Annotated in this window: 11 protein-coding genes; 5 read left to right on the forward strand and 6 right to left on the reverse strand. The window is 68.2% G+C overall.

Features of this window, described 5'->3' with window-relative positions:
• Positions 1–33: 33 nt before the first annotated feature.
• The 4 genes from ACF08F_RS14225 to ACF08F_RS14240 are packed head-to-tail and all read left to right on the forward strand — an operon-like array spanning position 34 to position 3,966.
• On the forward strand, positions 34–837 hold the full coding sequence (locus tag ACF08F_RS14225) for an ABC transporter permease (RefSeq protein WP_392299106.1): 804 nt from the start codon (positions 34–36) through the stop codon (positions 835–837).
• The gene (locus tag ACF08F_RS14230) at positions 830–1,690 is read left to right on the forward strand and encodes an ABC transporter permease (RefSeq protein WP_392298773.1); all 861 of its coding nucleotides are present in this window, start codon (positions 830–832) and stop codon (positions 1,688–1,690) included. The genes ACF08F_RS14225 and ACF08F_RS14230 overlap by 8 nt, the downstream gene beginning before the upstream one ends.
• A 4-nt stretch (positions 1,691–1,694) precedes the next feature.
• The gene (locus ACF08F_RS14235) at positions 1,695–2,675 is read left to right on the forward strand and encodes an ATP-binding cassette domain-containing protein (protein WP_392298774.1); all 981 of its coding nucleotides are present in this window, start codon (positions 1,695–1,697) and stop codon (positions 2,673–2,675) included.
• Positions 2,676–2,697: 22 nt separating this feature from the next.
• Positions 2,698–3,966 (forward strand): DUF445 domain-containing protein, encoded by a 1,269-nt coding sequence (locus ACF08F_RS14240; protein ID WP_392298775.1) that lies wholly within the window; start codon positions 2,698–2,700, stop codon positions 3,964–3,966.
• A gap of 62 nt (positions 3,967–4,028) precedes the next feature.
• On the opposite strand, the gene ACF08F_RS14245 is transcribed toward ACF08F_RS14240, so the two are convergent.
• From ACF08F_RS14245 to ACF08F_RS14260, 4 genes are all read right to left on the reverse strand, one after another.
• Positions 4,029–4,328, reverse strand: a complete 300-nt coding sequence (locus tag ACF08F_RS14245; protein WP_392298776.1) for a hypothetical protein — start codon at positions 4,326–4,328, stop codon at positions 4,029–4,031.
• A gap of 39 nt (positions 4,329–4,367) precedes the next feature.
• Complete coding sequence (locus tag ACF08F_RS14250) at positions 4,368–5,381, reverse strand: hypothetical protein (protein ID WP_392298777.1); 1,014 nt, start codon at positions 5,379–5,381, stop codon at positions 4,368–4,370.
• Between the two features lie 266 nt (positions 5,382–5,647).
• Complete coding sequence (locus tag ACF08F_RS14255) at positions 5,648–6,133, reverse strand: TrmO family methyltransferase (RefSeq protein ID WP_392298778.1); 486 nt, start codon at positions 6,131–6,133, stop codon at positions 5,648–5,650.
• A gap of 56 nt (positions 6,134–6,189) precedes the next feature.
• Complete coding sequence (locus tag ACF08F_RS14260; protein WP_392298779.1) at positions 6,190–7,575, reverse strand: tetratricopeptide repeat protein; 1,386 nt, start codon at positions 7,573–7,575, stop codon at positions 6,190–6,192.
• 65 nt (positions 7,576–7,640) lie between these two features.
• Between ACF08F_RS14260 and ACF08F_RS14265 the strand changes: the two genes are divergently transcribed.
• Complete coding sequence (locus ACF08F_RS14265) at positions 7,641–8,324, forward strand: ATP-binding protein (RefSeq protein ID WP_392298780.1); 684 nt, start codon at positions 7,641–7,643, stop codon at positions 8,322–8,324.
• A 309-nt stretch (positions 8,325–8,633) separates the two neighbouring features.
• Here ACF08F_RS14265 and ACF08F_RS14270 read toward each other — a convergent pair whose 3' ends face one another.
• Positions 8,634–11,771, reverse strand: a complete 3,138-nt coding sequence (locus tag ACF08F_RS14270; RefSeq protein WP_392299107.1) for a DUF3427 domain-containing protein — start codon at positions 11,769–11,771, stop codon at positions 8,634–8,636.
• A gap of 70 nt (positions 11,772–11,841) precedes the next feature.
• The gene (locus ACF08F_RS14275) at positions 11,842–12,846 is read right to left on the reverse strand and encodes an SEC-C metal-binding domain-containing protein (RefSeq protein ID WP_392298781.1); all 1,005 of its coding nucleotides are present in this window, start codon (positions 12,844–12,846) and stop codon (positions 11,842–11,844) included.
• Positions 12,847–12,879 lie beyond the last annotated feature (33 nt).

Consider the following 12,879-nt stretch of genomic DNA (forward strand, 5'->3'; position numbering starts at 1 on the left):
GCGCGCCGGCCGCGGAGAGGAAGGACACGCATGCTGCGGCTGTACGCGACGGTGGCCGCGGGTGGCTTCCGGCGCCATGCCACCTACCGGGTGGCGACGGCGGCGGGGGTGTTCACCAACACCGTCTTCGGCTTCATCCTGTCGTACACGTACATCGCCCTCTGGGACGAGCGGCCGCAGCTCGGCGGCTACTCCATGGACGACGCCCTCGCCTACGTGTGGATCGGCCAGGCGCTGATCACCGTCTGCGGGCTGATGGGCGGCGGCTTCGAGGACGAGCTGATCGAGCGGATCAGGACCGGGGACATCGCGGTCGACCTCTACCGCCCCGCCGACCTCCAGGCCTGGTGGTTCTCGGCCAACCTCGGCCGTTCGGCCTACCAGTTGCTCGGCCGCGGGGTCGTCCCGATGGCGATCGGCGCGCTCTGGTTCGGCTTCACCCTGCCGTCGGGCCCCGGGGCGTGGCTCGCGTTCCTGGTGGCGGTGGTGCTCGGCTCGACGGTCAGTTTCGCGATCTGGTACCTCGTGGCGATGAGCGCGTTCTGGCTGCTCGACGGGCAGGGCGTCGTACAGGTGGCCTGGCTGGGCGGCCTGTTCTTCTCGGGGATGCTGCTCCCGCTGACCGTCTTCCCGGGCGCGCTGGGCGAGCTGGCGCGGGTCCTGCCGTGGGCTTCGCTGCTCCAGGTGCCGGCCGACGTCTACCTGGGGAAGTACCAGGGCGGACGCGAGCTCGCGGGGGCGTACGCCTTCCAGGCCTGCTGGGCGCTGGTGCTGTTCGGGGCGGGACGGGCCGTGCAGGCGGCGGCGACGCGGAAGGTGGTGGTGCAGGGTGGCTGAGACGCTCCGTACGACCGGGGAGCCCCGGCGTACGCACCGGCTCCGTACGGGCGGGGACTCCTGGCGTACGTACCGGATGGTCGCGGGGATGTGGATCCGGTCGACGATGACGTACCGCGCATCCTTCGCGCTGACCCTGGTCACCAGCTTCTGCGTCACCTTCTTCGACTTCGTCGTCATCCTGCTGATGTTCGGTCAGGTGCGGGGTCTGGGCGGCTTCTCCTTCGCGGAGGTCGCGCTGCTGTACGGGACGACGGGCACGTCGTTCGGGCTCGCGGACCTGACGATGGGCTCGCTCCAGCGGATGGGGAGGCGGGTCAGGGAAGGCTCGCTCGACACGTTCCTGATGCGCCCCGCGCCGCTCCTCGCGCAGGTCGCGGCGGACAAGTTCGCGCTGCGCCGGTTCGGGCGGGTGGCGCAGGGCGTGTTCGTCCTGGTGTGGGCGCTGGTCCTGCTGGACGTGGCGTGGACACCGCTGAAGGTGCTGCTCCTGCCGGTGGCGCTGGTCAGCGGGGCGGTGATCTTCGCGGCGGTGATGGTGCTGGGGGCGTCCGCCCAGTTCTGGATGCAGGACGCGGCCGAGGTCACGAACTCGTTCACGTACGGCGGGAACACGCTGCTCCAGTACCCGCCGACGATCTTCGCGCAGGAGCTGGTGCGGGGGGTCGTGTACGTCGTGCCGCTGGCGTTCGTGAACTGGCTGCCCGCGCTGTACCTCCTCGACCGGCCGGCCCCGGCGGGCGTGCCGGGCTGGGCGGCGTTCGCCTCGCCGCTCGTGGCCGCGGCCTGCTGCGCGGTGGCGGGGATCGCGTGGCGGGCCGGAATCCGTTCGTACCGATCGACAGGAAGCTGAGGCCGTGCCCTTCATCGCACTCGAATCACTGGAGAAGACCTTCACGATCCGCCGCAAGGAGGGCCTGCTGAAGCGGTCGAAACGCGAGGTCAGGGCGGTCGACGGCATCAGCTTCGGCATCGAGCGCGGGGAGATGGTCGGCTACATCGGCCCGAACGGCGCCGGGAAGTCGACCACGATCAAGATGCTGACCGGCATCCTCACCCCCAGCGGCGGCCGGCTGCGGGTCGCGGGCATCGACCCGGCGCGGGAGCGCACCCGGCTGGCCCGGCGGATCGGCGTGGTCTTCGGCCAGCGCACCACGCTCTGGTGGGACCTGCCGCTGAAGGACTCGTACCGCCTGGTGCACCGCATGTACCGGATCCCCGACGCCCGCTTCCGCGAGAACCTCGACCGGTGCGTCGAGCTCCTCGACCTCGGGGAACTGCTCGACGTCCCGGTCCGCCAGCTCTCCCTCGGCCAGCGGATGCGCGGCGACATCGCGGCGGCGCTGCTCCACGACCCGGAGGTGCTGTACCTGGACGAGCCGACGATCGGCCTGGACGTCGTGTCGAAGGCGAGGGTGCGGGAGTTCCTGCGGGACCTGAACGCCTCCCGGGGCACCACGGTCCTGCTGACCACCCACGACCTGACGGACATCGAGCAGCTGTGCTCGCGGGTGATGGTGATCGACCACGGCAAGCTGATGTACGACGGCAAGCTCGCCGGACTGCACGCGGTGGGCGAGAGCGAACGGCTCCTGGTGGTGGACCTGGAGCGGGAGCTGCCGCCGATCGAGGACGTGCCCGGCGCCCGCTTCGTACGGTCGGAGGGCCCCCGCCAGTACCTGGCGTTCCCGGCCTCCGCCTCGGCGGCTCCGCTGGTCGCGGCCGTGGCCGCCGCGTATCCCCTCGTCGACCTCTCGGTGCGGGAGCCGGACATCGAGGCGGTGATCGCGAAGATGTACGGGGGAACTCGGGACGAGCGCCGGGAGTCCCTGATGTAAGGGACGTAGGAGGTCGAGTCCATTGGTGAGTTTCTCGTACACGGCGGCTGACGAGGAGAAGAGCAGAGGCGTCCGGCGCATGAAGGCGCTGGCGACGTCGCTGCTCGTCGGGGTGGCCGTGATCTACGCCCTTGCGACCTGGGCGGAGAACGCGGGCTGGGGTGCCTGGACGGGTTACGTCGCCGCCGCGGCGGAGGCGGGCATGGTCGGCGCGCTCGCGGACTGGTTCGCGGTGACGGCACTCTTCAAGCACCCCCTGGGCCTGCCGATCCCGCACACGGCGATCATCCCGACGAAGAAGGACCAGCTGGGTGCCTCGCTGGGCTCGTTCGTCGGCGAGAACTTCCTCTCGGCGGACGTCGTACGGGGCCGGCTGGCGGCCTTCGGCATCGGGCGCCGCCTCGGGTCGTGGCTCGCCGACCCGGCCCACGCGGACCGGGTCACGGCGGAGGCGTCGACGGCGCTGCGCGGCGCGCTGACGGTCCTGCGGGACTCCGACGTGCAGGCGGTCGTGGGCGAGGCGATCACCCGCCGGGCGGAGTCGGCGGAGATCGCGCCGGGCCTGGGCAAGACCCTGGAGAAGATCGTCTCGGACGGGGCGCACCGCCGGGCGGTGGACCTGGTCTGCACCCGCGCGCACGACTGGCTGATCACCCACGGCGAGTCCGTCATGGACGCGGTGCAGGGCGGCGCGCCGGGCTGGACGCCGCGGTTCGTGGACAAGCGCATCGGTGAGCGTGTCTACAAGGAGCTCCTCCGCTTCGTGACGGAGATGCGGGACATGCCGTCGCACCCGGCGCGCGGCGCGATCGACCGCTTCCTGACGGACTTCGCGACCGACCTCCAGGGCGACACGGACACGAGGGCCCGCGTCGAGCGCCTGAAGTCGGACCTGCTGGCCCGCCCGGAGATCCAGGACATCATCGCCTCGGCCTGGTCCTCGATCCGCAACCTCATCATCGCGGCGGCCGAGGACGACCGCAGCCAGCTCCGCCTGCGCGCCCGCGCCTCACTGATGTCCCTGGGCAACCGCCTGGCGACGGACACCCGCCTCCAGGAGAAGGTCGAGGGCTGGGCGGAGGACGCGGCGGCCTACGTGGTCACGACGTACCGCCACGAGATCACGTCCCTGATCACGGACACGGTCGCCGGCTGGGACGCCACCCAGACCTCGAAGAAGATCGAGGCCAACATCGGCCGCGACCTCCAGTTCATCCGCATCAACGGCACGGTGGTGGGCGCCCTGGCGGGCCTCCTGATCTACACGTTCAGCCACGCGCTGGGCGGCTGAACGGAGGGTCGGGGCACGCGTGCAGGGGGTCGCCGGGCCCGGGGCTCGCGTGCCGGGGGCCTCTACTTCCCGCGGGTGACGGCCCAGGAGGCGGCGGCCACACCCCCGGCCACCGAGAACACCGCGGGCCAGGCCCCGATCTTCTTCGCCAGCGGGTGGGACCCGGCGAACGCGGCCACATACGCCCCGGTGAGCCCAGCCGCGGCCTTCCCACCCGCCACCTGCTGCCACTCCCGAGCAGCCACCCCACCGGCCACAGCAAGCACGACACCCCCAAGAGGCCGCTTCTTGGTCCACCGCGCGACGGCATAACCGCCCACGAGTCCGACGGCGGCTATGGCGGGGGAGGGGATGTGGGGCATGGCGGGGCCTTTCGGATCGACGGTGGTCGTCCTTCGAGCCTACGAGAGCGTGGGTACGCGCTCCCCGCCGGGCGATGACTTCGGCTCGCTACGGGTGGGCGTGGCGCATTCGGCGCACAGGGTCTCGTCGGCGAGCGGCCGGACCAGCATGGGTTGGGTGTGGTGGCCGGTGCACTCGCGTGTGCCTTCGAGGCGGACGGACAGCCGGGGCCGGGTGGGCGTGGGCGGGGTCGGCAGGGTGCGGGGTGGGACGTCGCTGAGGAGGTAGCGGACGAGTCCGCCGGGTCGGTGTACGGGTGTCCCGGTGCCGGGCAGGCCGCTGAGGATGTGCTCGTGGACGTCCGCGGACGAGTGGCCGGAGTCGAGCCAGCGGGCGGCGAGGCGGACGAGTTCGTCGCGCATGCCGGGCGGGATGTGGCGGAGGGCGGGGGAGAGGAGGGGCAGGACACCGATGAGGGCGCGGGCCTCTTCGAGGCGTGGGCTGGTGGGCGTTCCGTCGGCAGGGACGGGAGCGGGCACCGGCTCGTGGACGGCCTCGGCCGGTTCGACAGGCTCGGCATGCTCGGCCGGAAGGTTGGAGGTGTCTTCCCTCAGGTGTTTCTCTGGATGACCGTCGGTCGACGGGGTGGTCGGCCGACCGGCGGCCGGCTTCCGGGGACTCGGTACGACCTGCGGGCTCACGCGGTCGCTGCAGCCGGCGACGGGTGTCCGGGCGAGGAGCTTGGCGGCCTCGCCCGACATCAACGGGGTGCTGGAGACGAGCTGTTGGGTGATCCAGTGCCCTCCGGGTCCCTGAACTCGCCGTTCGTGGACGAATCCCTCGTCCTTGAGCTGCCGCTTGGCGCGGGTGAAGCCGCATCCCCCGATCCGGGCACGTTCGGCGGTCGCGGAAAGCGACTCGCGCGCGTCCTGGGGGAGGGAGAGCTGCCAGGTCAGGAGTCGAACCGCGTCGGAACTGAGCCGAGGATGCCGAATGATCTCGTGCGAGAACTGACTGAAGGCACGCGAAGGCGCGTTAAAGTGCCGGTAGATCACGGTGGAGTCCTGTTCCACGAGTGGTTCAGGCCCTCGCGATGGTTGGCGCCATCACGAGGGCCGTTTTGCGTGAACGTATCGCACGGATTGCACCCGAGCGGGCGCGTCAGGTGAAGAACGCTCGTGTGGGTGAAAGGCAGGCTCGGCGGGGCTGGCCAGCGGTTCTTCCTCGGGTGGTCCCACCAGAAGCCCACGAAGCAGGACCACTGGGAGCGGCTGATCATCCGGAGCGCGCACCGTGTTGCTCGCTACCTCGCCGCTCGGCATGAAGCCGCTTCTTTGCCTCAGCGCTCGGAGGCGTCTCTCCAATAGTCCGCGAGCATCTCGCCCGGCCAGTTCGGCTGAGTGACGGGCCCACGGGGGAGCATCTCTTGGAACACCGCGACAAGATCGACGACCTGAGTGCCGTGGTCGGCGTCGAGATCGGTGACGTGCAGGTCGCGTCCCTCGACTTTGAGCAGCTTCGGGAACGACATGGCGAGCCGTGCCGGGCGGCGATGGTTGTGGTGGACGAATGTGCCGGTCGCCGGCCATGCGGGGTTGTCGCGGGGGCTACGTGCGTGAAGCGCTACATCGTCCGGGGAGCCGAGGTTGAAGAACCATGTGACCTGGAGGTGGGAGAATTCCTCGATGCCTTGAAGGGTCTCCACGGGGAACTCCGGCCGCAGGCGGATGATCGATTCCACCCCGCCCTTGAAGTCGTCGAGCCGTCCGGTGTGGCCTCCGACGACGTCGGCGATGACCGGCACCTCGATGAACTGCGCAGGCACAGCAGGCCCCTCTTCCTTCGGCAACGCCACTTGTGGGGTACGGGACTTCGGCGCCGTCAGGTTACTCGTAGGAGTGCGGCCCGGGCTCGTTCGTCGACGGCGGCGGCGGAGGGAATCCCGCGGTTGCGAAACGGGGACAGGACCGTCCGCATGGTGACGGCCGCTTCCCGAGCTCTGCCGGACTGAACCCCGTCCATGGCGTCCAGGGCCTGGGACCAGGTCCGGCAGGCCGCGTCGATGTCGCCCTGCTTCGCCTCGACCGCGCCCATATATCCGAGCGTGACGGCGTGCGTTCGACTGAAGGAGTCCGCCCTACGGAGTCGGACACTGGTACGGAAATGGCGCAGCGCACCGTTGAGATCGCCCAGCGCCCACAGAGTGCGGGCTGTCTCATGCGCGAGGGACGCCTCCTGGAAGAACCAGACCCGATGCGGCTCGTCGTCGCCCGCTGTTGCGCCCGCGAGGTCGGTCTCGGCCTGGTGGATCGCCGCGACGGCCTTGTCCCTCTGGCCGTCCACGGCCAACGCTCGCGCACGTACGACACCGATCAGGGCTCGTTCACGAGGGGTGGCATGGGCGTACCTCTTACGCTCGACGGAAGCGGTGGCCAGCTCCAAGGCCGCCCTAGCGTGGCCCAGGTCTATGGCCTGATGGGCCATCGCCCGCAAGATGTGCCCCGCGAGGGGAGCGTCGTCGGCCTCGGCGGCGAGCTTGAGCGCGAGGGTGAAGTAGCTTCTCGCCGCCTCGTGTTGGGAGGCATCGAAACTCATCCAACCGGCCACGTACACGGTCTCGGCTGCCGCCGAGTACAGAGACCGACGGGATTTCTCGCTGCTGAAGACTCCACTGACATACCTGGCGACGTCGTCGACGATGTACTGGTAGAGGGCTGTCCGACCGTCGACACCACCGTGCCGCTGATCGCGGCGGGTGAAGAACTCGGTCATCTCGCGAACGGCCCGTACCTCGGTCTCGCCGACTCTGCCGTGTGGGCCGACCCCGCGGGACCGCGCCCGCTGGGGGGCTTCGTCCCACCACGGATCCTTGGGCAGGACCAATCCACCGACTGAGTAGGCGGCGCCGGTGAAGAGCCGACGGCGTTCGCGGTCCATGCTGTTCCTCCCCAGGTCGACCAGAGTCGTCAGCGTGTCGGTGTCCCACTCGGACCGGATGACCGTATCCGAGACCTCCCCCGCGAGACCGAGCTCCGCGAGCGTGAGGGGACGCCCCAACCGCCGCGACAGAGTTTCACGCAGGATGTCGGCTGCCCTGCCCCGGGGTCGGGTACCAGCGACCCACATGGCGATGTGTGAGCGCTTGACGGTGAGGAGTTCGTCGACGCCGGCCTCTGCCGCGACACGCACGACTGCGGCAGCCACGACGGGCTGTGACCAGCCTGTTTCCGCGATCACCGCAGCCAGTTCATCGTTCCTGCGCGTCATGCTGCGCCCCTGTTCACAAGAGAACAATCTTTGACGGGTTTGACGGCATCGGGGCCCGAACGGGGATGCCCACACACCGCGAATCACGGTTCGCTGAGAGAACACGAAACCACCAACCGACAACGACGGGAGGGCAACTGGTGACTTTCAGCCACGTGGGTGACGACGACGGGAGAACGGCTTCACCCTCGCCAGCGGTGACACCGATCAGCGGTCCTCCGCGTCGCCAGCCTGCCCGAGGACGCCGCGGCGACGAAGGCGCGTGTGTACGCGAGAGGCTCACGCCTCCGCCCCTCGGGGGCCTCGCGGCTGCTGCTGTCACGTCTCGTCCCACAGGTCACCCCGCCTACTCGCAGACCCTCCCGCGTGAGGCGCGGAGCGCAGGAGTCGCTCGTCGGCTGGTTCGAACGGCGCTGACCCTCTGGGGCCTGGATTCGTTGACGGAGGACGCCACGCTCGTGATCACTGAGTTGGTCTCCAACGCGGTCGACCACAGTCGACTCCCGTCGATCCGAGTGATCGTCTCCCGCCCCTCTGCGAATGCGGTCCGCGTAGGCGTGGTCGACCGCTCCAGGACCGTTCCGATCCTGAGGACGGGCTCCAGCAGTGACCAACTCCGCGGGCGCGGCCTGGTCCTGGTCGATGCGCTGACGGAGGAGTGGGGCACCGAGCTGTACCGGTGGGGCAAGCAGGTCTGGGCTGAGCTGAAGGAGGAGGAGCGTGAAGGACGGGAAGCCCTGGGTGGGTGATCAGGTGCGCGACGAGGTCACCAAGAGGAAGGCCATCGTGACCGACGTCCGAGGAGGGTCCGTCTACGTCCTACGCCACGTCTGGGGCGGAGGCGACACATGGGAGGCCGAGGACCCCGAGAAACTCGCTGTGACAGAGCCTGCTGGAAGCTGTGGACTCTAGGGGCAAGCTCAGGTCGGTCATGATCGCCAGGCTGAGGACGGCCGTGGCGTGTAGTGGATTCCCGCCCTTCCTTGGACTCTTGCGGAGTTTCACGGACATGCGTGCGCGTGCTGCACCATGCGCAGCACGCGGCCGAAGGAGTGGGGCTACCCGGCGGCAATCGTGGAGTACGTCCATACATCTGCGGGGATCTCGTGCTGCAGTTGCCAGGTGATGCCCATCGGCTTGCTGCCCCTGTGCGTCACGTACTCGGCCGGGCCGAGGAAGAGCCACGGTTGCGGGCCGCCGATGTCGGTCTTCTTGTAGCGGCGGACGAAGAGGAGGACATGAGATCCACTTGTCTTGTGGCTCTGGTAGCGCCGGCCCGTGGGTGAGGTATCCGAGATCCGGTTCTGGGACTCCCAGTGGAAGAGGAACTCGCTCAAGGCGTAGTCGTGATAGCGAGTTTGGGGTGAGAAGTCCTTCTCGTCCTTTTCGAGGGTGATGAACAGAGCGTCTGTTGTGATGTCCTCGCACCACTTCACACCCTCGCGGAAGTTTCCGGGGAGATCGCGGTTGACGAGGGCCTGGCCCAGGCCAGGGAGAATTTCCTCGCGGCTGTAGGAGGCGTGGACGGTCAACGGGAGGCCGGCGAGCGAGTCGCTCAGGCGGATCGGGACGTGGTCGAGCCGGTCCAGTGCGTACGCCAACACCTGACGGAGCTCGCTCCGAAAGTCTTGCTGGGGGCGGAGCGACTCCAGGCCCTCTTCGTAGCTCGCGAATCCGCTGAGCGGCCAGAGCGAGAAGTAGAGCATGCGCGCGAAGGCCTGATCGCGCTCGCTCAGATCGCTGTAGGCGGGAGCGCCGTCCTCGATGATCTTCGAGTATGCGGCGATCCGCTCGGGGTCGTCTGTGTGATGGAAGGCTGACACGCGCTTGAGGAGCGCTCCCTCGCCCTCTGGTGCGTTCTTCGGTAGCAGCCCGGATCGGCGAAGCAGCCCCGTCCAGGAGTTGCCATTGCCGCGGTAGATCTCCTTGAGTTCACGACCGCTCTCCTGCAGGTACGCCGCGAGCTGCGGTGTGCCGTACCGCCTAACCTCCTGCGCGAGCTGCGTGACGTTGATGCTGATCTGGCTGCGGATGTTGTCGATGATCAGATCCTTGGCCTTGGACTCAAGGATGATCTGGCAGCCAGACGGAAGCAGGGGGAAGTCATGCTCGATGTTCGCGAGCAGGCGGTTCCGCGTCAGGTTGGTGAGGGCACGGAACTGTTCCTCGAAGCGGAACTCCTTGCGGTGCTGGCCGATGAAGTCCAGCACCGTGAGGACTGCCTTGCTTTCCGTGCGGCGCAGTCCCCGGCCCAATTGCTGAAGGAAGACCGTGGCACTGGAGGTCGGGCGCAGCATGAGGAGTGTGTCGACGTCCGGGATGTCCAAGCCCTCGTTGAAGAGATCAACTGAGAAGATCACTTGGATGTCGCCAGCGCGAAGGGCAGCCAGGGCGGCCTTCCGTTCCTCCTGGGGGGTCTCACCCGAGAGCGCGACAGCCTTGAGGCCTGCACGTTGGAAGAACTCTGCCATGAAAGTGGCGTGGGCGACGGAGACGCAGAAGCCGAGGGCACGCATCGCTCCCGGGTTTGCCACCTTGTCCTGGACGGCCTGGACGACGAGTCGTGCCCTGGCGTCATTGCCGGTGAAGAGCTCGCTGAGGGCCGATGAGTCATAGGCTCCTCGCTTCCACGTGACCGCGCTCATGTCGGTGTTGTCGGTGATCCCGAAGTAATGGAAGGGGCTCAGCAGGTCGTTCTCCAGCGCTTCCCACAGCCGCATCTCCGCCGCGATACGGCCGTCGAAGAACTCGTCCTGGACGTTGCGGCCGTCCATGCGCTCTGGAGTGGCGGTGAGCCCCAGGAACTCCAGTGGACGGAAGTGGTCGATGATCTTGCGGTACGTCGAGGAGACGCCATGGTGGAACTCATCGATGACGATGATGTCGAACTGGTCTGGGGACAGCTGTTCCAGCCGCTGCGACTTCAGAGATTGCACGCTCGCGAAGACGTGCTGCCACTCAGTAGGCGCGAGCCCGCTGTGCAGCTCTTCTCCAAAGTTCGCGTCCACGAGAACGTCTTGGTACGTGCGGAGCGATTGGCGCAGAATTTCCTGCCGATGGGCGACGAACAGCAACCGCAGGTCGCGACCGTAGCGCTGTCGAAGGCGCTTGTAGTCGAGCGCTGCCATGACGGTCTTGCCCGTGCCGGTCGCTGCCACGAGGAGGTTGTGGTGACGGCCGTGCACCTCCCGCTCGACCTGGAGCCGTTCCAGCATGTCCCGCTGATGGGGGTACGGCCGTACCTCAAGGCCCGACAGCGTGACCCGCTGATCTGTCGCTGCCCCTTTACCTTGGCCCGCGACGTGGAGCGCCTCGCTAAGGCGGGCTGCATCGCGGTCGGGGTCGTACGTCTCGAACGAAGGGTCGCTCCAATAGGCATCGAAGGTCGCTTCGAACTTACGGATGACGTCCGGGGTTGCGACGGACGACAGTCGTACGTTCCACTCCAGCCCGTCGAGAAGGGCTGCCTTCGAGAGGTTGGAGCTACCGACGTATGCGGTGTCGTAGCCGCTGTTCCGTCGGAAGAGCCACGCCTTGGCATGCAGGCGTGTCGAGCGGAGCTCGTAGTTGACCTTCACCTCTGCGTTGAAGCGCTGGACAAGGCGGTCGAGTGCCTGCCGCTCCGTCGCGCCGATGTACGTGGTCGTGATGACCCGTATGGGGACACCCCTCGCATGGGCTGCCTCCAGCGACTGCTCGATGACTCGGAGGCCGTGCCATTTCACAAAGGCGCAGAGGAGGTCTACCCGGTCAGCTGTCGCGAGCTCCGCTCGCAGCTCGAACCCCAGGTTGGGATCCTCCGGTGCGTTGGTGATGAGGGCAGTTTCCGCCAGCGGGGTCGCAGGGCGGATGCGGTACACGCCTTGGGCCTCTTGCTCTGCGATCGCAAGGAGCTGGCGCGGCCCCTCAGCGATGAGATCGACCCATTCACGAGCGCCCTCGATGGTGTTCATGGATTCGAGGATGTGGTTCGCCGCATGTACGCGGTCTGCTTCAGGTAGCCCGGCGAGGATGCGACGCACTGTGTCGGACACATGTTGTGCGAGAACCCGTGGGGAGGACTCGGGGCCGACAGCATCCTCGATCGCATGCCAACCACGATCCGTGAGCGTCTTGAGCTGTACTTCGAGCCGAAGAGTCATCAACTGTTCGTAGAGACCTGAGATTGGCTCGCTGGTGTGGGACAGCCCGCTCATCGTCTTCCCCTCTTGATCGACCTCCTCATTGGTATCAGCTGTCACGGACATGCCGGCGGCGCTTCGAGTATCACGGCGAGGTCGGACTCCCGTGGCACTCCCCGTACGTCGTCTCCGACCCGCACCAGCACGCTGCGTCCTGGGCCGGGGGCCAGGTTGTGGCTCGGCCTCGGGCTGCCAGGGTGGTGGCGTATTGGGGGAGGAGGGCCGCTGCGGAGGGGTGGGTGGATTCCGAGGCTGCGAAGGCTTCGTAGGAGGGGACCGTGGCGCGGACGATGCCCAGGTTGGGGGTGCCCGCCTGGGCCAGTTCGCGGAGGGACGCCTCGATGTCCGTGAGGTGGGCGCGGTACGTGGGGTATTCGGCTTCCAGTTCCGGGTACGCCGCCAGGAGCTCGTCGAGTTCCGCTTCCGGCCAGTGCAGGACCGCCACCGGGAACGGGCGGGAGAGGGCCGTGCGGTAGGTGCCCAGTTCCGAGCGGAGGCGGGTGATCTCGGCCTGGAGTTCCGCCGGGTCCGAGGAGCCGAGCGACCAGAGGCGCTTCGGGTCGTGGAGTTCGTCCAGCGGGACCGATGCCGTGTGGAGGCGGTCCGCCCGGTCGTCCCAGTCGTCGTGCTCCAGTGCCAGCATGCGGCGGATCCGGTGGCGTGTCGTGATCAGGGACACCGTGGCGTGAGGGAGTTCTGCCGGCGCGGCCAGGAGTTTCGCCGCCTCCGTGAGGGTCGACTCCGCCGCTTCCAGTTCGTCGTGGGTTTCCAGGGTCTGCGCCGTGATCTCCCAGGGTGCCGCGTCCGTGGGCTTGGCGGCCCGGACCCCCTCGATGATCGCCCGCGCCTCCGCCTCGTGGCCGTACTCCCAGAGGTTCGCCGCCTTCAGCGCCCTGATCAGGAGGGGGTCCGCGGGGGAGCCGTCGAGGAGGTCGTCGTAGAGGGCCGTCGCTCCTGGGCGGTCGCCCGCCAGTTCCCGGTGGGCCGCGGCCTGGAGGTACAGGGGTTCCCGGTCACCCGGGTACTGCGCTGCCGTGCGCAGCAGGCGCTCGGCTTCGGTGATGTGGGAGGCAGCAGTGTCGGGGCGCATACCTTCACCGTACTGCTGTACGGGCCTGGAGAG

The sequence above is a fragment of the Streptomyces sp. NPDC015130 genome, from assembly GCF_043080005.1.
Taxonomy (GTDB): domain Bacteria; phylum Actinomycetota; class Actinomycetes; order Streptomycetales; family Streptomycetaceae; genus Streptomyces.

What these genes read in the sequence shown, in the direction of transcription:
- ACF08F_RS14245 (WP_392298776.1), bottom strand. Translation starts at nt 4,328, where the DNA reads ATGCCCCACATCCCCTCCCCCGCCATAGCCGCCGTCGGACTCGTGGGC.
- ACF08F_RS14260 (WP_392298779.1), bottom strand. Translation starts at nt 7,575, where the DNA reads ATGACGCGCAGGAACGATGAACTGGCTGCGGTGATCGCGGAAACAGGC.
- ACF08F_RS14265 (WP_392298780.1), top strand. Translation starts at nt 7,641, where the DNA reads ATGCCCACACACCGCGAATCACGGTTCGCTGAGAGAACACGAAACCAC.
- ACF08F_RS14270 (WP_392299107.1), bottom strand. Translation starts at nt 11,771, where the DNA reads ATGAGCGGGCTGTCCCACACCAGCGAGCCAATCTCAGGTCTCTACGAA.
- ACF08F_RS14275 (WP_392298781.1), bottom strand. Translation starts at nt 12,846, where the DNA reads ATGCGCCCCGACACTGCTGCCTCCCACATCACCGAAGCCGAGCGCCTG.